This is a genomic window from Paenibacillus marchantiophytorum, from assembly GCF_014640555.1.
Taxonomy (GTDB): Bacteria; Bacillota; Bacilli; order Paenibacillales; family NBRC-103111; genus Paenibacillus_E; species Paenibacillus_E marchantiophytorum.
The window spans coordinates 1-20656 of the sequence record NZ_BMHE01000054.1 but is presented as its reverse complement, the minus strand read 5'-3'; the positions used below and the strand labels follow the sequence as shown (position 1 = coordinate 20656).

Here is a 20656-nt window from a genome sequence, read left to right as displayed (position 1 = left end):
ATTCTGAATGGAGGAACTTCGATGAAAACCAAAACACTCGCTGCAAACATTCCGTTGCCAAGTTCAACGCGCAAAAAAAGAGCATGGAAAACGAAGGACATCCTTGTAGCAGGGATGATTGCGGTTGTTTTCGCATTTATACAAATTGGCGCAACGTACGCATTCATGGCTATGACTTCAGCCGTTGGCCCTGTGTATGCCCGACTGCTCAACGGGCTGTGGTTCATGTCAGGCTTCATGGCCTTGGCAATTATTCGCAAGCCAGGTATTGGCTTTACTTCCCAGATCATTGCAGGTCTTGTGATGAGTCCGCTCACCCCGTTCGGGATTATGATGCTATTCGGAACCTTCGTGAATGGATTGCTCACGGAGCTGGTTTTCCTGGTGACGCGGTACAAACGGTACAACACGGCGGTCATGGTGATTGGAATGAGTGTGTTAAGTCTGATATACACGTTGGCAGAGTATGGATCTTCTGGTTATGGGGGGCTTTCAACGCCAATTCAAATCGGACTAATGGCATCCAGCGTAATCAGTGGCGGGCTTTGCGGATGGTTGTGCAAACGGCTGACGGATTCGCTGCTGAAGACCGGGCTGCTCTCAGGCTATGCTGATGCGCACTCCTAGAACCAGGGGAGCGTGCGGACAATGAGTATCGAAGTTGAAGATGTCATCTTTACTTATGCAGGAAACAGCAGGACGACTAGAAGCGGTCTATCTATGCAGATTGCAGAGGGGGAAACGGTCTTGCTGCTGGGCCCATCCGGATCCGGCAAAAGCACGCTGGCACTATGCATGTGCGGCCTCATCCCACATGCCGTTGTAGGGGATATGAAAGGACGGATCCGACTTGCGGGTATCGATACCCGAGAGACAGAGCCCGCTGAATTGGCCGAGGTGATTGGCACCGTTTTTCAAGATCCGGATGCCCAGATTATCATGATGACAATGGAAGATGAAGTGGCGTTTGGCTTGGAAAATATGGGCGTGCCCGCTGGTGAAATGAGCGCGCGCATTGCTGAAGCCCTCCACATGGTAGGCTTATCGTTACCCAGAGGGACGCCGATTGATCAGCTCTCAGGGGGGCAGAAGCAGCGGCTTGCCCTTGCTTCCGTGCTGGCGATGAAGCCGGCAATACTCCTGCTCGATGAGCCGACAGCTAATCTGGATCCGGTAGGAACGTCTCAAGTATTCAGCACGCTGCGCAAATTGAAAAGGTCCGTCAGGCCAACGATTGTGCTTATCGAACATAAGCTGGATGGCCTGATGGATCTGGTTGACCGTGTTGTTGTGCTGGATCATACGGGGGCGTTGGTATGCAGCGGGTCGCCGAGAACCCTATTTAATGACAAGGCTGCGGAGCTGCATCGTCTTGGGGTCTGGTTTCCGCAAGCCATAGAGTTGACATCTGCTCTGCGAAATGCTGGCTTCCCCATCGCAGGTAGACCGCTCTATTTGAATGAACTGGCTGAAATGGTGCGGCATACACTGCTTGCCAGGGGGGACATGGAAGCAAGAGAAACACAATCCGCGCCATCAAAGGTTAGAGCAGGCAGGCCGTTGCTGGACATACGTCCAACGGCCTGTTTGTCCCGAAAAAACGGATGGTTAAAGCCGCTCTCGCTGCAAGTGCATCAAGGACAATTCTGGGCGATTGTCGGAGAGAACGGAGCTGGCAAAACTACGCTAGCTCGCCATATCATGGGTCTGATTCCGACGCGGCCAGGTACGATTTATATCGATGGTTCCGATGCGACAACGCTGCCTGCGAGCGAACTTGCTCGCAAAATTGGTTATGTCTTTCAGAATCCGGAGCATCAGTTCGTCACGGAACGGGTGAAGGATGAGATAGCCTTCGGGTTGAAAAATTTAGGCTGGCAAGCGGAAGATATTGCAGCTAGTGTGGAGCGCCATCTTGCGCGATTTGGTTTAACTGAATATGCGAACTCACATCCTTTTGGCCTGAGCCATGGACAGAAAAGAAGGTTGAGTGTAGCTGTTATGTTGGCGGTCGGTCAGGATTTGCTTATCCTCGATGAGCCAACCTTCGGTCAGGATCAGCAGCATACAGCGCAGTTGATGAACATGCTGACAGCCTTGCAGAGAGAAGGCAAGACAATTCTGATGATTACGCATGATATGACGCTTGTTGCTGAGTATGCCGATCATGTGGCTGTCTTGTCTGAAGGGGAATTGCTCCTGTCTGGAACGGTGGACGCTCTATTTACTGATGATAAGCTATTGGCCCGAGCTGGGTTAAGACGTCCCCCTGCTGCGGAATTAATTCACCTGCTCTCAGACCTGCTGCCGCGCAGGAACAAAGAAGGCGTACGGCCATTTACAACCGAGGATTGGGCCCAGCGGTGCATGGAGGCGCTGGCTTCCTGTAAGGAAGGGGAAGGTGTGCAATGACAGGTCTGTACATCTCGGGAAATTCACCCATTCATGGGCTCAATCCCTTAATTAAGTTAAGTTCGGCTGTGCCCGTCATCTTGTTTTTAACCCTGGTGACGGATGCATGGACACCGCTGGTCTTCATTCTGATCAACAATGCACTTGTGATCCTGGGCGGTCGCATTTCCCCGCTGTAATTCGCGCGAAGCAGCATGCCGATGCTTGTGATGGCCTGTGGAATCGCGGTAGCTTACCCATTTCTAACGAGTTCCCGCATAACGGCTGGCTCGCCGATCTGGCTTGATTTGGGCCCAATCGAAGTGTATAGGGCTGGTGTTATTTATGGGGCAGCAACAGCGCTAAGGTTGTATGCAATTTACAGTGTTACGCTGATGTTCGTGATGACGACAGACCCAGCGGACTTCATTCGGGCGATGATTCAGCAATGGAAGCTGCAGGATCGATTCGGCTATGCCACATTAGCCGTTTTCCGGTTTATTCCGGACCTGCGACGTGAGTTGGAGGCTGTGCGTGCAGCGCATTTTGTAAGAGGGATGGGAGGCACTAAGCGGAAAGGAAGTCTTGTAGAACGACTGCGCAGGTATATGGTGCCGCTGCTGGCAGCGGCAATCCGGCGAGCGGAACGCACATCCTATGCGATGGATGCCAGAGGAATCGGCTCGCGTCGCGTGCGCACCTATTATCGGCAGTTTTCCTTTCGCGCGCGCGATTGGTTTTTCTTGGCTGCATATTGGCTCATCTCGTTAGCTGTTATTATGGGGATTGCTCATGCCGGGCTGTTGGGGCGGCTATCATTTATGAAAATGTTCGGTTAGAGAGGAGCGTGACTGGTTGAGCATAGCGGATGTGATTCAAGCTCGCAGAACGATTAGACGTTTCAACGAAAAATCCGTTTCTGTAGAACTGATTAACGAGCTTTTGGATATTGCTGTCTGGGCGCCGAATCATGGGATGCGGGAGCCGTGGCGATTTATCTGTGCGGCGAGCGATCCGGCAAAGGAGCAGTTGGCGGAAGGTGTTGTTAGGGCAATCTCGGAACTCAAACGGTACAAGTGGTTGCCGGGGAAACTGAAAGAGATGTACAAGCAGAAAATGCAGCAAATTCCGGCCATTTTATTTGTTGTCGTCAAACAAGACAAAAATCGTTTGAAACGTGAGGAAGACTTCGCTGCTAGTTGCGCCTTGATCCAGAATTTACAGCTATGCGCATGGGAGCGGGGAATCGGCATGATTTGGTCGATGGAAGATACGGTATGCGGCAATCCAACCTTATGCAAGGACATTGGGGTTGGTTCCGAGGAATGCGTTGTAGGGATGTTGTATATGGGATATTTCGATCACATTCCAAAATCAAAATCCCGTACGCCGGCGAAGAAGAAAATGACAGTCCTGTAGGAGAAGCGTGAGAAGAGTGAGAAGAGACTCGTCCTTGTAGTTATGGTAAAATGTTCGCAGCCATACTTACGAAATGAGGTCACTACTTATGCATATGTATCTCATCACAGGAGGCTCCAAAGGCCTCGGAGCTGCGCTGACGCGGCAGCTCGTGCAAGACGGCGCAGCGGTTCACTGCATCTCCCGCAGCGAGAACGAGACCCTGCGCCAAGAGGCGCTGCGCGCGCAAGGTGAACTCACCTTTCACGCTTGCGATTTGGCGCAGACCGCAAGCCTGGATTCGCTGCTGGCGCGCATCCTGCACAATCTCGATGGCGTGGAGTCCATCACGCTCATCAACAACGCGGGCCAGCTCGAGCCGATGACATCGATCGGCCGGGCTGACCCGCACGACCTGCAGCGCAGCTTGCAGGTCAATCTGATCGCGCCCGCGATCTTGACGAACAGCTTCATCCGGCTGACGCAGGCGCTGCCGATGAAGAAGCGGGTCGTCCACATCTCTTCGGGCGCGGGGAAGAAGCCCTATCCCGGCTGGGGGGCGTATTGCACCGCCAAAGCCGGGCTCGACATGCTGACGCGGTGCATCGGCGTCGAGCAGTTGAGCCAGCCCTACCCGGTGGAGGCATACGCCATTGCGCCGGGGGTGGTGGACACCGATATGCAGCGGGAAATTCGCGCTGCTTCAGAAGACGACTTTCCGCAGGTGCAGCGCTTCATAGGGCTGCATGACAGCGGCGAGCTGCAGTCGCCGGAGGACACCGCGAAGCAACTGCTTCATCTGCTGCACAGCGATGCCTTCGCGCAGGGCGAAATCGCCGATCTGCGCACCAAAAAGCCCGAATCGTAAACGCCGATTCGGGCTTTTGGCCTATTGAATGCTGCCCGATACGCTCGGACCAGAGGATAGTTCTGACGTACAGAACTTGCAGCGCGTAGCCTGTGCCGGAATTTCGGACAAGCAATGCGGACACGATTTGGATGTAACGACCTTTTCTTTATGTACTTCTTTTTTACGCAATTTGCCGAGCTGTTTGACGACAAGGAAGATAACAAAAGCAACGATTAAAAAGTCCAAAAACGTCGAGATGAATTGACCATAATTAAATGTTGGCGCACTAGCTTTGACGGCATCAGCCAAAGTGTCATAGTGTGTGCCATTCAACGAAATGAACAGATCATTGAACTTCACTTTGCCTAGTAGAAGGCCTACCAAAGGCATAATTAAATCATTTACAATCGATGTAATGACCTTTCCGAAAGCGCCCCCGATAATGACCCCGACTGCCAAATCAAGCATGTTTCCTTTGAATGCAAAGTCTTTAAATTCCTTTAACATAGTGAACCTCCAAAAATTGCAATTGTTAGCATTGTAGCATATTTTGCCACGCGCAAACAAATCGTTAGGCCCTGTTTCCGACAATTTATTTGAGCCTGTAAGCGGTTTGATTTTCATTTCGACGGCATGTGTCTATAATGAACATCAAGCAGCGCTTATTTTCAGCTAATTAGAGGGGGAGCCTCATGTCGAACTTGTCGATGGAGAAGAAGTTGATCATCGTCTTTGTTTTTCTTATTATTTTGCCCATCATGCTAACCGGCTATATTTCTTACCAAAACTATTCGAAATCAATTAAGAAAAATACAAGTTTATATGCCTCGCAACTCACCAACAATATTACGAATCGGCTGGACGATTACATTGGCGATATGGAACAGATCTCACAAATTCCGCTGTATTTAACCCCCCTCCAACAGCTATTGGAGGATAAGTCGCAGAGCCTGACGGCTAAGCAGGTAGAGATGGAAAGCTATATACGAATCATGAACAATATCAAACGAGGCACCAATTCGATCTATATTTTTGATAACGATAATAACAAATATTACATGATTGTTTCTGGCGGGGTTCGCACAGATTTGGCTGAAAGATCGGATCAATGGAAACGTCTGGCCCGGGATGCCGGCGGCAAATCAATTTTCTTGAGCACACAGCAAGTGGCGAATTGGCAAACAGGGAAGTTTGCGTTTACTGTAATTCGGGATATTCGCGATTTCTACACGCAAGAACCGATTGGAACTATTGCTGTGGATGCGAATATCAGCGTTATTCAGAATTTAGTGCGAGATCTGGAAACGGCAGGCAATGGCAAGGTGCTGATGATCGATCAGAATGTTCATGTCATTTATGATACGGAGCAGAAAAGAATGACGGAACGAATTTCCGATGATCCGCTTGTGAAACTGGCCGCAGGAACGTCCGGTGATTTCATTAAAGAGATTAACGGTATTAAATATTTATGCATTTACTCGCAGTCTTTGAAAACCGGCTGGAAAACGATCATTCGGATTCCCTTGGATCAATTGATGAAAGAAGCGATGCAAACACAGAATATTACGCTGCTTGTTACCTGTTTAGTGGTTAGTTTTGCGCTCTTTGTTTCGATCTTGCTCTCTTTTGCGCTAACGAAGCCGATGAAGCGATTAATGAGATTAATGAAAAAAGCGGAGAATGGTGATCTGGACGTAAGTTTTAATGTGCAAACCCGGGATGAAGCGGGGCGGTTGGGCATGCATTTCAATTCGATGCTGGAACGAATGAAAGAACTGATTGGACAAGTCTATTACATCGAGGGACGCAAGAAAGAGGCGGAGCTGTCTGCCTTGCAAAATCAGATTAATCCACATTTTCTGTACAATACGCTGGAAACGATTCGGATGACGGCAGAAATCAATGATGATGAAGAAACGGCGGAAATGATCGCGGCGCTAGGCAAATTGTTCCGTCACAGCACGAAGTCGACCAACGGAGTGGTCACACTGGGCCAGGAATTTGAGCATTTGGAAACGTATATCCAAATCGTTAATTACCGCTACCACAACAAATTCACCTTACATTTGGAAGCTATGCAAATGCTGCACCACTATCCGGTCATTCCCCTGATCTTACAGCCTATTGTTGAGAACACCGTTGTTCACGGGCAAACGGAAGCTGGCAATGAAACGATAGATATTCATATCTCCTATGAAATCAGCGGCCATATCCTCACCTTTCATATCCGGGATAACGGGGTTGGCATTCGCAAGGAACGCTTGAACATGCTGCATGAGCGGCTCCTAAGCGGAATAAAGCCTGATAAAGAGGAGTCGACTACGGGCATTGGTTTGCTGAACGTCGATGAGAGGCTCAAGCTTCATTATGGACCTGCCTACGGATTGGAGCTTGCAAGTCAAGAAGGAGAAGGAACGGTCGTCATTTTGACGCTGCCTTATAATTTGTGAAGCCTTGGAGGGTACTTTCTTATGAAAATTATGATCGTTGATGATGAGGAAAAGATACGTCTAGGTCTATCCAAATTGATCGTTAAGGCGTCTGCGGATTATGAAATTATCGGTGTGTATGCCAGTGGTGCTGAATGCCTGGAAGCGTTGCGGGACAATCAACCGGATGTCGTCGTTACGGATATCAAAATGCCGGGCATGTCAGGATTAGAACTTGCAAAGACGATTCATCAACTCTATCTGCATATCAAATGTGTGATTTTAAGCGGATTCGGCGAGTTTGAGTATGCGCGAACAGCCATTGCAGCAGGCGTCTCTGCCTATTTACTGAAACCGGTCGATAAACAGGAACTGTATGAATTATTAGCCAAATTGCAGAGGGAAAATCAGAATTCTCAGCATGCTGCGGTTCCTGTCCAGGAGGATCATCTACTAAAAAATAGGCTGCTAGGCAAAACGGTTACCCAAGCAGATACCGCATCTGCGCAGCAATTAGCAGGGATTACAGAACTGTCATCGTATTGCGTCGTTGTGATTGTCACGGACACGGTTGTGCCGCGGACGGCTTTTCGACATTGGCTGCAGCCCAATCAACCGAATCGTATTGCCTCCTTGGAGTTGGTCGAGATGGATGAACGAACTCTCGCCATGATCGCTGTTTTTGCTGCGCAAGAGGAAGTTGCGCTGCACGCATTAGAAAATCATATAAATTACATACTAGCCAATGAGCATGCGTTCCAAGCCTCTGTGGGAATCAGCTGCACACATAGTCATGTCGAAGAACTAGCGGAGGGATATCGCGAGTCGCTGGACGCTATTGAGATCAACTTTTACAGTACTGAGCGATGTCCGCTTTCACGGGCCGCTCAAAGTCAGTTTGGCACTCTGCACCGTGTGGAATCTTATCGCAAGCGTGTCTTGGAGAGTATGGAAATTCTCGATATTGCGGGTATGGAACTGCATTTAAGAGAGATGCTGCGAGAAATCGGTGCGGTGAAGATTCGGATGAACCATCTGATTGAGCTTGTGGAAACGTTGTTCTATGCCTTGCATAAAGAAGCGGGGAAGCGGCAGGAAACAGCCAATCAGGGCGCCGCCCAATGGGATTGGGGGAATACGCTCAAGCAATGTTTCACGTTTGGTGAAGCCAAATCCTTAATTGAGACTAGTCTCGTAGAAGGACTCAGCTTGCTGCTGAATGAGAGAAATGTGCAGGGGGCCGGAACCATTTATCAAATCAAAAAAATTATCGAGTTGGAGTATGCGGACTCCTTGGATTTAAATAGCTTGGCCAAACGGGTATTCCTGACGCCGAGTTATTTAAGCAAGCTTTTCAGACAGGAAACAGGCACGACCATCATCGAGTACATGATATCTGTACGTATGAATAAAGCCAAGGAACTGTTGATGAATCAGATGCAGTTGAAAACCTATCAGGTTGGTGAATTGGTTGGTTACCGAGACCCCGCCTATTTCAACAAGCAGTTCAAAAAGGTAGTTGGTCTCACGCCAAAGGAATTTAGGGATGTTGTTAGCTAGTTTGTTAGCATAATTTTCGAGAATAATGCGAAGATAATACAATAAAAACAAAAAAAGTGCCTATTAATCCCTTTTGAATCGCCATATAATAGGAATGTAAGCGATAACAAATGGATTTTCAAACTTTCAAGGGGGTTTTTGAATATGAAAAAGTGGCTAACATCCAGTATGGCGTTAGTATTGGTTATGTCTATAACAGCGGCATGTGGTAAAACAACAGATAACGGCTCGGCAACTACGTCACCTGCGGGAACGAAAGCACCGGCAACAACAGATGCAGGTGGAACTGCAAATGCGAACATCAAAGGTAAAATTACTGTCGTTACGCACCGTACCGACTTAGTGGATACAAAGTTCAAAGGGTGGACGGACGCTTTCAAGAAAAAATACCCAGGCGTAACAGAAGTAGCGATTGAATCGATCAAAGACTATGGTCCAACTATGAAAGTCAGATTATCAACAGGCGAGCTGGGCGATGTCAATATGATCCCGGACGGTGTGCCTAATAACAAATTGGCTGAGTACTATGCTCCGCTTAATGACCTTGGCTTGAATGATAAAGTTTATTTCCCTGACATTAAAGCGTCTGATGGCAAAACACTTGGTCTTCCAAGCGGTGTAAATACAAATGGTGTTGCTTACAATAAACAAGCATTTGCCAAGGCCGGAATTACATCCGTGCCCAAAACATTGGATGAACTTTATGCAGCCGCCGAAAAATTGAAAACGGCTGGCATCACGCCACTGGCAACGAACTTCAAAGATAAATGGCCGTTGAGCGAGTGGGATATCATTGCTTTTGAAATTTCAGGAGATCCAGAATTCCGGGGTTCGATGACGAAAACAGATGCGCCATTCGCAGAAGGAACGCCTTACAATAAAGCGCTGACCATTCTGAAAACGTTTGTTACAAAAGGATATACCGAGAAAGATTTGATGTCGACAGATTGGGAATCCTCCAAGAAAGATGTAGCAAGCGGTAAAACAGCTATGTACTTCTTAGGAAACTGGGTTATCCCGCAAATTATCGAGAACGGGGCCAAATCAGAGGATATCGGATTCTTCCCTATGCCTTATGACAACAGTGGTAAATACAACGCTAATATGGGCCCTGACTATATGTATGGCGTTGCAAAAAACAGCAAGAACATCGACACAGCCAAAGCTTTTGTGAAATTCATGATTGAAGAATCGGACTATGCGGACTATGCGGGTATGATTCCTCCTTTGAAATCCAAAGAATCCACGATGCCGCAGCTCAAAGAATTTTTAGCTATGAAGCCTAACACATTGCAAGGCAAACCCGATCCGGATGCTTACAGTGCAATCGCCAATAAAGCGCAAATCGACTTCATGGGTGGAACGTATGTTCAAAAATTAGTTCTGGCGAAAGATTTTAAAGCGGGATTAGAAGAGTTGAACAAAAAGTGGGCAGATGCCAAAAAAGCGGTAGGTCAATAATCACATAATCCATACCTCTGTTGCGGTCATTCACCTATGAGCGACCGCAAATAGAGGTCATTTGTGTTCGAATTTTGTTTGAAATTATCGGGAAAAGGAGGGGTTGTCATGCTAAATCTGACCTACAAAACACAGCGCGTGATTATTTTATTATCCTTTTTGACCATTCCGCTCCTTTTGCTTGCAACCTTCACGTTCTACCCAGCACTGCGTTTGGTTCAGCTAAGCTTTACGGATTGGGACGGTGTAGGGAAGTCGTTCAAATGGATTGGATTTGCGAACTACAAAGAGATTTTCTCGAACAGTGAGATTTTTGGCGTCTTTAGCCATAACTTGTATTATTTTGTCGGCGGTATCATTCAGAACATTCTTGCTCTGTATTTCGCGATTATTTTGAATTCCAAAATAAAAGGACGCAATCTATTTCGGGTCTTTTTATTTTTACCTTATATTCTAAACAGTGTCGCAACGGCGTATATGTTCCAGTTTATTTTCAATACCGATCACGGCACACTCAACACGCTTTTGGATGCAGTAGGTTTGGGTGCTTATAAGCAAAGTTGGCTGGGCAATCAGAGCTTGGTCAATATTTCATTAGCATCTGTTTCCTTGTGGAAATTCATGGGCTTTAACATGGTCATTTATTTAGGTGTCTTGCAATCCATTCCTAGCGATTTATACGAGGCTGCCAAGATTGATGGAGCGAATGCTTTCAAAACGTTAATATACATTACCTTGCCAAATATTCGGAAAATCATTGAGCTGAACATGCTGCTCACGGTTTCAGGGGCACTGGAAGTGTTCGATATTCCGTACATTATAACCGGGGCTGCGCCAGGCAGTGATACCTTTGTAACCAAGGTGAATGATGTTGCCTTTAAATTCAATAGCATTGGCTTAGCCTCAGCGATGGCCATCGTGCTGTTAATCATCGTTACAGTTGTTATTACTATTCAACGTAAATTCATTTTGCGCGGGGAGGATTAAATCATGGAAAACAGACTCTCTGCGAGTGTTTTGAGCGTGCTTAAATATGTGTCGCTGCTGCTTGCTGTGCTAACTGTGTTGATTCCTCCTTATGTGGTGGTCGTCAATGCCTTCAAAAGTGCAGCGGAATATGCGGCCTCTAGTCCCTTCAGTTTACCAACGAATATCTTTAACTTTGCGAATTTTGCGAAAGTGTTGGAAGTAGGCAAATTAGGTCAAGCTTTTAAAAATACAGGCATTATCGTTGTTTCTTCGCTTCTGATCAATATTGTGCTGGGCACGATGGTTGCTTACGCTTTGGGGAGATTTACTTTCAAAGGGAAAGGCCTGATTCTGGGTGCTTATCTTATTGCTACGTTCATCCCCTTAATTACAACGCAAGTGGCTACCTTCAGCATTATTCAGGGTCTGCACTTATTCAACTCGCGGGGGGCAGCGATCCTGCTGTATGCAAGCACGGATGCTGTGCAAATTTACTTGTATTTGCAGTTTATTAGCAAAATTCCGTATTCCCTCGATGAGAGTGCCATGATGGAAGGGGCTTCCCTGTTCCGGATTTATCGCACGATTATTTTCCCATTACTGGGACCGGCTACGGCTACGGCCATTATTTTGAAAACCATTAATATTTATAACGACATGTATATCCCGTATCTCTATATGCCTTCACAGAAGCTGGGGGTTGTTTCAACGTCACTCATGCGCTTTGCAGGGCCCAATAGTGCGCACTGGGAACTTATTTGCGCGGCCATTCTGATTGTTATGCTGCCGACGATGATCGTTTATTTGATTTTGCAGCGTTTCATTTTCTCCGGAATTGTAAGTGGATCTGTGAAAGAATAGGCGGCAGGTTTAGAGAGCGCGAACTGACAAAGATAAGGACGTGTGGAAAGTGGAATATATCAAAGGCATGACATGGGGCTGGGTTGGTACTCGCGGGACATGGGCGAATGAAGCCGCAGACTTTTCGATGACAGAAATGACGAAGCTGGGCGTTAATTGGACGGCGATTGCTTTGTCAGCTTTGCAGGATCATCCGCAAGCGACCCAAATTAACTATCAACATGAGCCTACGGTGACGGATGCCGAGGTCATATGGGCGATTGACACAGCTCGCGATTTGGGGCTGAAGGTCTGTTTGAAACCGGTTGTGAACTGTGCGAATGGCGTATGGCGCGCACATATTAATTTCTTTGATGTGGATGTGCCCTGTGAGCCCAAATGGAGCGAGTGGTTCGCAAGTTATACAGCATTCATTCTTCATTATGCCGGAATTGCTCAGGATACAGGCTGTGAAATGTTCTGCATCGGCTGTGAAATGGTGCAAACCGATCGGCGCGCAGCGGAATGGAGGGCTCTGATCAGCCAAGTGCGAGAGGTCTATACGGGTGTTATTACGTATAACTGTGACAAATATCAAGAAACGAACGTAACTTGGTGGGATGCCGTTGATGTGATCTCATCGAGCGGTTACTACCCGATTGATGCATGGGAAGAACGTGTTGCGACGCTGGAGGCTTTTGCAGCCAAACAGGACAAGCCGTTCTTCTTCATGGAAGCAGGCTGCCCAAGCCGGCAAGGTTCCTCGTTCCTGCCGAATGACTGGGGCCTTGAGGGGCCGGACAGCATGGAAGAACAAGACGAATACTACCGCGTCATGTTGGCGAAGATCGGCAGCAAGCCATGGTTTCACGGTTTCATGCTGTGGGATTGGCCTGCGCAGCTGTATCCTGAAGCCGAGGCTGCGCGCAACGACGACTACTGCATGTACGGCAAGCCGGCTGGGAAGACGATTGAGGCTTTCTATCGTCAGCAGGTTTAAGGATTGGATTGTACCCGCCCTGGTTATGGGCGGGTTTTTTGTGTTTAACGCTTGAACCGCTCAACCACTTCAAAACAAGCGCGGCTGTTATGATACGGGCACTTCCAAGCATTGACCTTCTGGTCCTTGGCATAGGGGACGCGGTCCTGGGACACGCGGCCATGCCACTCGCCATGTTCGCGGTCAATGAGGGTCGTCTCGATGAAGTCCCACGTCTTCACCGCAGCTTCGAGGAACTTCTCCTCGCCGGAGGAAGTGTAGGCATTGACGAAGCCGACGACAGCCTCGGCCTGCGGCCACCAATCCTTATCGGCATCAAGGACCTTGCCGTGGCCGTCTGTTTCGTTCCATACGGCTCCGTCTATGTCCAAGCCGTGTTGAAGCACGGCTTCCGCCATCTCTAGCGCCACTTTCTTAACCTTGGCGATCAGAGTTTCATCGCCAAGGATATGAGCGGCTTCATCTAACAGCCAACTGCCCTCGATATCATGCCCAGGCGATACCTCATGGGAAGTCACCTGCCACTGGGCATCGAAATACAGCGCAAAACTTTCATTGGACGCGACCACGATATGTTCCAGTGTCACTTCAATCAGTTCCTTCAGCCTGCTGCGCAGATGGGGCAGATCCCAGGCGCGAAGCAAGTTCGTGTAGGCTTCCATAATGTGAAGATGGGAGTTCATCGATTTCGCATCATTTTGAGCGTAGATGTTGAAGCGCGCGTCACCTTCTTGCCGTGACCAATCTTGAGCAAAAGCCTCATAATACCCTTTGTTTACAGGGTCATAGCTGTAGGCTTCCATCTCGGCATAGAGCTTCTTGGCCTTTTCCAAAACTTCCGGGGAACCAGAGGCCAGATAGAACTCCGATAACGCGTATAGAGTAAAGGCCTGCCCGTAGATATGCTTTCTTGGCTCTAAAGGTTGGCCTTTGTAATCAACCGCCCAGTAATAGCCGCCATAAGTTGGATCATAGAAGTAAGTGGTCAAATAGTCATAGGCACGCTGCGCCAAGTGCAGGTATTGCTCTGTTTGGAACATGCGGTAACCTTTGGCAAACGTCCATAAAATGCGCGCGTTGAGAACCAAGCCTTTAGGGGCTTCTGCTTGCACCGTCATATCGCTGTCGATAGCGCCGAGGAAACCGCCATGTTGTTCATCAACTGTGTAATCTGCCCAGAACGAGAGAAGAGATAGAAGTTCCTTGTGCATGTGCTCCGCTAAAGTCGATTTTACCGTTTCTGTCGTTGTCATGTTGTGCATATCTCCAATCTTTTTTGAAATCGTCTAAAATAGGTAGCACTAATTTTGTTTGTTATGATAATATAATGCTAACAAATAGTATACACCAATCTAGCCTTGGTTGCTAAATGAAATGGGTGAACCCTAGTGTCACAAAAGATAACGATGCAAGAGATTGCCGATCGTCTCAGTGTCTCCAAATATGTCGTGTCCAAAGCACTTTCCGGAAAGTCAGGTGTTAGTGAAGCGACCAGGCAGCGTGTCATGCAAATGGCAGGGCAGCTCGGTTACCTTGCGCAGAAAAAAACGTTCGCTGCACCGACAGATTCGGATAAACGTTGGGGAACCCAAGGGTTGGAAGAGGGGATAGGTACAGTCCTTGTGCTGATGCCTAACATCCGGCATCAAACGAAGGAATCGACGTATTGGGGGAAAATTCTCGATGGAATCTCCAAAGAGCTGGAGAACAGAGGGGCAGATATGCTGACACTCACGCTGAATTCAGCGGAAGGACTCAATAGCAGTTTGCGGCCGCAGGGGCTCGCTGGAGTCATCGGTGTCGGTGAAATCTCCCGTTCGCTTTTGCTTGAGGTTCAGCGTCTTGGATTGCCGCTTGTTCTGCTAGACCATGATGACCCTTTTATCTCTGCGGACCAAGTGTTTGCCAACAACCGTGACAGCGCCTATCGCATTGTGCAATATTTATTGGGACTTGAACATCGCTCTGTCCAATTCATTGGCAATACCGCTTTTTCCAAAAGCTTCCGTGAACGTTGGCATGGTTTCCGAGAAGCGCTTGAGGAGGCAGGCATAGCTTACTCGCCGGAGCCTTTTCAGAAGCTGCTTCATCTTGAATACCTCGATGCGCACATGCAAGAAGAGCAGATTCGCGAGGCGCTGCGGCCTCATTTGGAGCGAACGACGCTACCCTCAGCGCTTGTATGTGCGAACGATCGCGTCGCTTTTGCAGCGGTTGCTGCTTTACGCTCGTTAGGAGTTTCCGTTCCGGATGAAGTATCCGTGACGGGATTCGATAATAATGAGCCTGATTATCCGGGCGTTCAAGAGCTTACGACAGTGAACGTAACCAAAGAAACAATTGGCAAGCGAGGGGTCGATGTGCTGTTTTGGCGAATCGCCAACCGGGACTCGCCAGCCGAAACGATCCAGATACGCGGCGATCTCATCGTTCGCAAATCGGCAGTAACCCCTAGAATTCACAATCTTCCTCCTATGTAACAAAAAGAGGCTAACTCAAAAGGTTATAAACCTAGAGAGCAGCCTCTATTTTGTTTCGATTGGGAACGAAATCTAACAGGAATTTCTCCAAGCTTCTTACAGCACTTCGCGAAGGGCGATAAGGAATGCTTCTTGTTCTTCCGCTGATCCGATGGATATCCGCACATGATTGGGGAGATTCCAACCGGCTCCGTAACGAACGATAATCCCTTTGCACATCAGTTTATCATAGATTGATTTGGCTTCAGGTCCAAGATCAATTAAGACAAAGTTACTCATGCTGCGTGTAAAATGGATCCCTAACGCTTGCAAGTTTTCGTATAGTTTTTCGCGTTCAAGAGCATTCAAATTGCGTGTGGCTTGCACATGTTCGTCATCCAAGATAGCCGCCACAGCGCCTACTTGGGCTAGCGCATTGACGTTAAAAGGCTCTTTGACCTGACGAATATGCTGCAGAATAGACGGTGACGCGATGCCATAACCAACCCGGATGCCTGCCAACCCATATATTTTGGAGAAAGTTTGGGTCACAATGATCGGATAGCCCGCTTTGACAAGCTCTAGGCCATCGCAGTAATCGTCTGCAGTCACGAAGTGACTGTAGGCACCGTCAAAAATCACCAAAACGTGTGCAGGAAGCTGATCTACCAACTGGTGCAAATCCTGTTTCTTCATATATGTACCTGTTGGATTGTTAGGGGAGCAAATGTAAAGCAGTTTGGTTTTGGCAGTTACAGCGGCAAGGATATCCTGGATATCATAGCTGTAATCTTCACGCAGAGGCACCTCGACGACGTGGGTTCCCATCAGATTCGCCCCGAATTCATATTCGCTGAACGTTGGAGAAGGAACAACGATTTCATCGCCTGGTTCCAGGAAGGCTTCCGATATGAGCGTTATGAGCTCGTCGGCGCCATTCGTAACAAGCACTTCATCAGAAGTGAACTGATACTTCTTGGCGATCGCAGCACGCAGATCAACGGTATCCGCGTCAGGGTAGCGGTGGATATCCGAGAGATAATCTTGAATCGCCGCAAGCGCAAGTGGGGAGGGGCCGAGCGGATTCTCATTGGAAGCGAGTTTAATCACCTTTTCGATGCCTAATTCACGTTGGACCTCCCAAATCGGCTTGCCAGGGGAATAAGGTTTCATGTCACTTAACACGTTGCGAGGACGAATATTTACGGTAGTTCGGTTGCTCATACAGAGTCACTCCTATTCATAATTGCTTTACTGTAATAATACATTAACTTGGTAAAGTAGTAAAGTATTTAAATGATAAAAAGCCTCTGACCTCATCCAACATTCGGACAAGATCAAAAGCTCTAAGTACAAATGATAGCTGCTACTATTTTTTCAAATCCAAACGCACATCGCGTCCATCGTCTTGCACGGACAGTTGCTTGCCTGCAGCCTTCAATGATTTCGCATAATCTACCCAAGCATCCAGCATAACGGCTCCGTCTTTCCAGTCTTTCACTTCCCCGAAAACGGTAAATCCGTCACCGCTGCCCGTTGCCATGAAATCATTGGTTGTCACTTTGAAGGTTCGATCCGTATTGAACTTGCCATCCACATAAATGGGAGTTCCATCTACGAGGGTGATCTTCGAATATTTCTCGCCAAGCGGTTTCGTGCTATCCCACTCGACTTTTAAGCCAGAGAATTGGATAGCCGGGAGATTGGAGTACTTATCGGTTACTTCCAAAGCCTTCTTGATTTGCGCTGCTGTCATGGTACCTGTAACGTTGTAATTGCCGAAAGGGAAAACTTCAAACATTTTACCATACGTCAGATCGCCTTTATCCAAATCAGCACGAACGCCGCCGATGTTGGTGAAGGCAATGTCCGACTTCTCGGTAGCCCGCATCGCATCCGTGATGCTGTTTCCGAGCTGTGTAGCGCCATCGCGTTCAACGCTGCCATTCGCTGCATAACGGAATGATTTCCGGGTAAGCGGTTCAGCAACAACAACTTCCACTTCGCTGGATTTCGTTGAGATTTTAGCTTTGTAATCCTCGACCGTTTGATGAATCTTGGCATCAGCCGTGGTTAGGTTCGTATATGTTTCTAGCAAACTAGCATTCGATGATACGACTTTTTTAGTGGTTTTATCAACGAATAGTTGAATATGGCCGACCGCATAAAGCCAGCTTTGCGCTTCAACCACGGGGATTCCGTTCACAATGCCGGATACACGCAAGTGCGAGTGTCCGCCAACGATCGCATCCAGCGTTCCGTTTCCTGTGCCATTGGCCAAATCGGCTAGTTCACTGATGATTTCCTGTGATTTTTGGTTCTGCTCACCAGGCAGGTGGGAAGTGACCATAATGATGTCAACGCCTTTGGCGCGCAGTTCCTCGGACAATTCCTTGGCTAGCGGAGCTGGATTTACAAAAGAGAGTCCTGCGATATTGGTTGACTTGGTCGTTGTCTTTGTTTGCGGTGTGGCGAAGCCGATAATGCCGATCTTGAGGCCATCTTTTTCAACAATGACGTACGGTTGTGTCCAGTCGACACGTTTGCCGCTTTTGTCATCAATAATGTTCGCTCCCAGAATTGGGAACTTGGCGTTTTTGATGTTGTTGATGAGAACGTCGCGGCCAAAATCGAATTCGTGGTTGCCAATTGCGGCAGCATCATAGTTGACCTGAGCCATAGTATCCATCACGGACTGACCGTTCGTCGTATTGGAAATCAGTGTTCCCTGCCAAGCGTCTCCGCCGTCAACAACGACAGTGCCTTTCGGATTAACAGCACGGAAATCATTCACAATCCCACCGAGCGTTTCGATGCCGCCTTGCCCTTGATTGCGTTTTTTGTCAAAACCGACTTCGATTTTACCATGAATATCATTTGTCGATAAAATATCAACCACTTTAAATAGCACAGGCTTCAGTGCTTTAGCGACTTCATCGCGCGTGACAGCGGCGGTCGGATTGAAGTTGCCGTCGAGTGAAGGAGCGAAAATCCCGCTAATGACGGCATAGGCCACATAAGGGCGAGACGCTTGGGCGATCGAAGCGGAGTCTTTGAAATAGTTCAAAACATTCTCATTCACCTTCGGCATCTGACCGCCCGTGACAACTCTCACGATCAGCTCAGCCAGCTCTTGGCGTGTAACAGAAGCATTCGGGTGAAACGTCCCGTCAGCGAAACCGCTGATCAACTTAGCTGCAACCGCATTGGCTACAGCTTGTTTCTGCCAAGCAGCAAGGTCGGAGAATGTCGCAGAGCCGGCATCCGCCTTCGTTAAATTAGCAGCACGATTGATCATGGTCACAACTTCAGCACGTGTTGCTTCATTAGCACCGCGATAGTCACTATCGCCGTAACCCTCAACTACTCCTTTGTCAACGGCAAGGCGCATGTCTGATTTAATCGTAGTTGGGGAAGTGGCTGCTGCGGATTCAGCGAAGGCCATACTGCTGGCGAATGAACTGGTAAGAACGGTTACAAGAGCAAGTGCAGTGAGACGGGTGGTCAATGTTTTTTTCATAAAGTGAAATCGTCCTCCTTCAAATTAATAGAACGTAGGTTAATAATACGTCTATTAGTATATAGGAGATTGCTAGTTTTTGAGAAGTGAAGAAATTATTATTATAAAAATACACAAAAAAAGCCGTTCACCTTCCAAAGGTTAATTGGCTTTACGATCCATATGAACTTCAAAGTGATATATCGTGTTGCGAGTCAGCACTCGGAAATCCATGCCGTCTCGATCTATCGCTTGCACGCTGGTTGTTCTGAAAGGGATATAGCGGTTTACAGCAGTTAACATCATAGAAGACCCGACCTCGGTAGGGTTCATCTCACAGAAAGTCTGCCCTTGAATCTGATCAAAATCGAATCGTTCCGAACGATGCTTAGGGGTAAATCCATCCACTTCGTAAATTTGAAGAAGCTTTAGCAACCTCATGATCTGTACCCTCCAATCGGATCCTTTATATTCAGTATACACCGAGTCTAACTCTGAAGTGAAATTTCATGACCTAACAAATAACTAATAGGATCTTCACACTTTCCTAGTTTCCAATATATACAATTGAACTATCCGAATTGGGGGTGTTGCCGGCATGATGCATACAAAAATAGTAGTTGAAGGAAAAGAGGTTCTTGTGTTTTTTGAGCCCAATTATCAGGGCTACATCCATGTGGTTGCCGAGACGATAATTAAGCATCTAGCGAATGCTCAGGTGAAAAAAATATTTGATGATCTTGGCTTAGTCAATATTACGAGTCAAGAAGTAACGCTTTATTCGTTAGACGGCGAGATGGAGACACTTTGTATTTCTTAACTTCGAGATCTAGCCCTCCTGCGCTTATTTCATTACAATAGAAGAAGATGAATGTGGGAGGTAATCGTATTGGCAGTTTTGAAATTGGAGCATGTCGGCGTCATGGTTGCAAATTTGGAAGCGTCCATTCGTTTCTATGAAGAAGTCAGCGGGCTTAAACACAAAGGTACGCTGCTTCATACCAATGGTGTGATTCGACTTGGATTTCTGGGATTTGAACAGTTGAATGAAACGGAAGTAGAATTGATCGAAGGTTATAACGGAAACCTGCCGCAAGAAGGCAAAGTTCATCATTTAGCTTTTACTGTGGATGACATTGATTTAGAATTTGCTAGAATACAAGGATTGAACGTTGAGCAATTGGATACGGAAATTACTGCGCTTCCGAACGGCTCGAGATACTTTTTCTTTAATGGTTTGGATGGAGAGCGCATCGAATTTTTTCAATCGACGCGATGATCCTTACTATCCTATTCAGGTAAATAGGGGCATCCTTTTATTAGAGTCGAACAACTCTGGTAAAGAGGTGCTTTTTTATTTGCAAAAGTATGAGAGAACATTCAAAACAATGGCAATAGTGGAACATTTCCAAAGGGGTTGTAATTGCTGGCTGAGCATGGTACATTAGTCCTCGTTGCTTTTGAAGCAGCAAACACCGACAGATAACGACAGAAATTGTTGAGAAAAATAAATGCTTGCAATTGATGAACGAGCTGTGGTATATTACTTCTCGCTGCTCCGGTAACACGGCAGTGAACGAAAGAAATTGATCTTTGAAAACTGAACAACGAGTGAGTAAGCACGAACGAGCAATCGTTCAAAAAGAGATTGTAAAATCTCGCTAGCAAGTCAATTGAGCATTTCAGCTTTCAGATATACGGACAAGCAATTGTTCGCTACTATGGAGAGTTTGATCCTGGCTCAGGACGAACGCTGGCGGCGTGCCTAATACATGCAAGTCGAGCGGATTTGTTCCTTCG

General features: G+C 47.5%; 20 protein-coding genes and 1 rRNA gene. 16 read left to right on the top strand and 5 right to left on the bottom strand.

All coding sequences use genetic code 11. The features are described from left to right. Window positions 1–21 precede the first annotated feature (21 nt). From IEY34_RS30810 to IEY34_RS30785, 6 genes are all read left to right on the top strand, one after another. Window positions 22–627: an ECF transporter S component gene (locus tag IEY34_RS30810; protein WP_189019277.1), complete on the top strand. Its 606-nt coding sequence runs from the start codon at window positions 22–24 to the stop codon at window positions 625–627. A 21-nt stretch (window positions 628–648) separates the two neighbouring features. After that, the gene (locus IEY34_RS30805) at window positions 649–2412 is read left to right on the top strand and encodes an ABC transporter ATP-binding protein (RefSeq protein ID WP_189019275.1); all 1764 of its coding nucleotides are present in this window, start codon (window positions 649–651) and stop codon (window positions 2410–2412) included. Then, window positions 2409–2591: an energy-coupling factor transporter transmembrane component T family protein gene (locus tag IEY34_RS30800; RefSeq protein ID WP_189019273.1), complete on the top strand. Its 183-nt coding sequence runs from the start codon at window positions 2409–2411 to the stop codon at window positions 2589–2591. Before IEY34_RS30805 ends, IEY34_RS30800 begins: the two co-directional genes overlap by 4 nt. Window positions 2592–2612: 21 nt before the next feature. Further along, on the top strand, window positions 2613–3230 hold the full coding sequence (locus IEY34_RS30795) for an energy-coupling factor transporter transmembrane component T family protein (RefSeq protein ID WP_189019271.1): 618 nt from the start codon (window positions 2613–2615) through the stop codon (window positions 3228–3230). A 16-nt stretch (window positions 3231–3246) separates the two neighbouring features. Next, window positions 3247–3810, top strand: a complete 564-nt coding sequence (locus IEY34_RS30790) for a nitroreductase family protein (RefSeq protein ID WP_189019269.1) — start codon at window positions 3247–3249, stop codon at window positions 3808–3810. A gap of 88 nt (window positions 3811–3898) precedes the next feature. Continuing rightward, window positions 3899–4657 carry a (S)-benzoin forming benzil reductase gene (locus IEY34_RS30785; protein WP_189019267.1) on the top strand — a complete coding sequence of 253 codons (759 nt, stop codon included), beginning with the start codon at window positions 3899–3901 and terminating at the stop codon, window positions 4655–4657. A 21-nt stretch (window positions 4658–4678) separates the two neighbouring features. On the opposite strand, the gene mscL is transcribed toward IEY34_RS30785, so the two are convergent. After that, the gene (mscL, locus tag IEY34_RS30780) at window positions 4679–5146 is read right to left on the bottom strand and encodes a large conductance mechanosensitive channel protein MscL (protein WP_189019265.1); all 468 of its coding nucleotides are present in this window, start codon (window positions 5144–5146) and stop codon (window positions 4679–4681) included. Window positions 5147–5331: 185 nt separating this feature from the next. On the opposite strand from mscL, the gene IEY34_RS30775 reads away from it, so the two are divergent. The 6 genes from IEY34_RS30775 (at window position 5332) to IEY34_RS30750 (ending at window position 12898) form a co-directional block, all read left to right on the top strand. Further along, window positions 5332–7089 carry a sensor histidine kinase gene (locus tag IEY34_RS30775; RefSeq protein WP_189019263.1) on the top strand — a complete coding sequence of 586 codons (1758 nt, stop codon included), beginning with the start codon at window positions 5332–5334 and terminating at the stop codon, window positions 7087–7089. Window positions 7090–7110: 21 nt separating this feature from the next. Beyond that, on the top strand, window positions 7111–8628 hold the full coding sequence (locus IEY34_RS30770) for a response regulator (RefSeq protein ID WP_189019261.1): 1518 nt from the start codon (window positions 7111–7113) through the stop codon (window positions 8626–8628). A 144-nt stretch (window positions 8629–8772) separates the two neighbouring features. Next, window positions 8773–10089, top strand: coding sequence for an ABC transporter substrate-binding protein (locus IEY34_RS30765; RefSeq protein ID WP_189019259.1), 1317 nt, complete (start codon window positions 8773–8775; stop codon window positions 10087–10089). Between the two features lie 108 nt (window positions 10090–10197). After that, window positions 10198–11076, top strand: a complete 879-nt coding sequence (locus tag IEY34_RS30760) for a carbohydrate ABC transporter permease (RefSeq protein WP_189019257.1) — start codon at window positions 10198–10200, stop codon at window positions 11074–11076. A gap of 3 nt (window positions 11077–11079) precedes the next feature. Beyond that, entirely contained in the window at window positions 11080–11919 is an 840-nt protein-coding gene (locus IEY34_RS30755; RefSeq protein WP_189019255.1) for a carbohydrate ABC transporter permease, read from the top strand. Window positions 11920–11986: 67 nt separating this feature from the next. Next, window positions 11987–12898 (top strand): glycoside hydrolase family 113, encoded by a 912-nt coding sequence (locus tag IEY34_RS30750; RefSeq protein ID WP_189019309.1) that lies wholly within the window; start codon window positions 11987–11989, stop codon window positions 12896–12898. Window positions 12899–12942: 44 nt separating this feature from the next. Here IEY34_RS30750 and IEY34_RS30745 read toward each other — a convergent pair whose 3' ends face one another. Then, window positions 12943–14160 (bottom strand): AGE family epimerase/isomerase, encoded by a 1218-nt coding sequence (locus tag IEY34_RS30745; RefSeq protein WP_308423072.1) that lies wholly within the window; start codon window positions 14158–14160, stop codon window positions 12943–12945. Between the two features lie 126 nt (window positions 14161–14286). Between IEY34_RS30745 and IEY34_RS30740 the strand changes: the two genes are divergently transcribed. Further along, window positions 14287–15378 (top strand): LacI family DNA-binding transcriptional regulator, encoded by a 1092-nt coding sequence (locus tag IEY34_RS30740; protein WP_229757916.1) that lies wholly within the window; start codon window positions 14287–14289, stop codon window positions 15376–15378. A 96-nt stretch (window positions 15379–15474) separates the two neighbouring features. Here the strand turns inward: IEY34_RS30740 and hisC are convergent, their stop codons facing one another. From hisC to IEY34_RS30725, 3 genes are all read right to left on the bottom strand, one after another. Further along, window positions 15475–16581, bottom strand: a complete 1107-nt coding sequence (gene hisC, locus IEY34_RS30735) for a histidinol-phosphate transaminase (protein ID WP_189019251.1) — start codon at window positions 16579–16581, stop codon at window positions 15475–15477. Between the two features lie 145 nt (window positions 16582–16726). Continuing rightward, window positions 16727–18877 (bottom strand): 5'-nucleotidase C-terminal domain-containing protein, encoded by a 2151-nt coding sequence (locus IEY34_RS30730; protein ID WP_189019249.1) that lies wholly within the window; start codon window positions 18875–18877, stop codon window positions 16727–16729. A gap of 141 nt (window positions 18878–19018) precedes the next feature. Then, on the bottom strand, window positions 19019–19297 hold the full coding sequence (locus IEY34_RS30725; protein WP_189019247.1) for a hypothetical protein: 279 nt from the start codon (window positions 19295–19297) through the stop codon (window positions 19019–19021). Window positions 19298–19454: 157 nt separating this feature from the next. Here IEY34_RS30725 and IEY34_RS30720 point away from each other — a divergent pair, with 157 nt between their 5' ends. The 3 genes from IEY34_RS30720 to IEY34_RS30710 all read left to right on the top strand — a co-directional run. Further along, complete coding sequence (locus tag IEY34_RS30720; RefSeq protein WP_189019245.1) at window positions 19455–19676, top strand: hypothetical protein; 222 nt, start codon at window positions 19455–19457, stop codon at window positions 19674–19676. Between the two features lie 69 nt (window positions 19677–19745). Continuing rightward, window positions 19746–20135: a VOC family protein gene (locus IEY34_RS30715; protein ID WP_308423071.1), complete on the top strand. Its 390-nt coding sequence runs from the start codon at window positions 19746–19748 to the stop codon at window positions 20133–20135. A 439-nt stretch (window positions 20136–20574) separates the two neighbouring features. Continuing rightward, window positions 20575–20656: ribosomal RNA gene (locus IEY34_RS30710) — 16S ribosomal RNA — on the top strand; the annotation flags it as partial.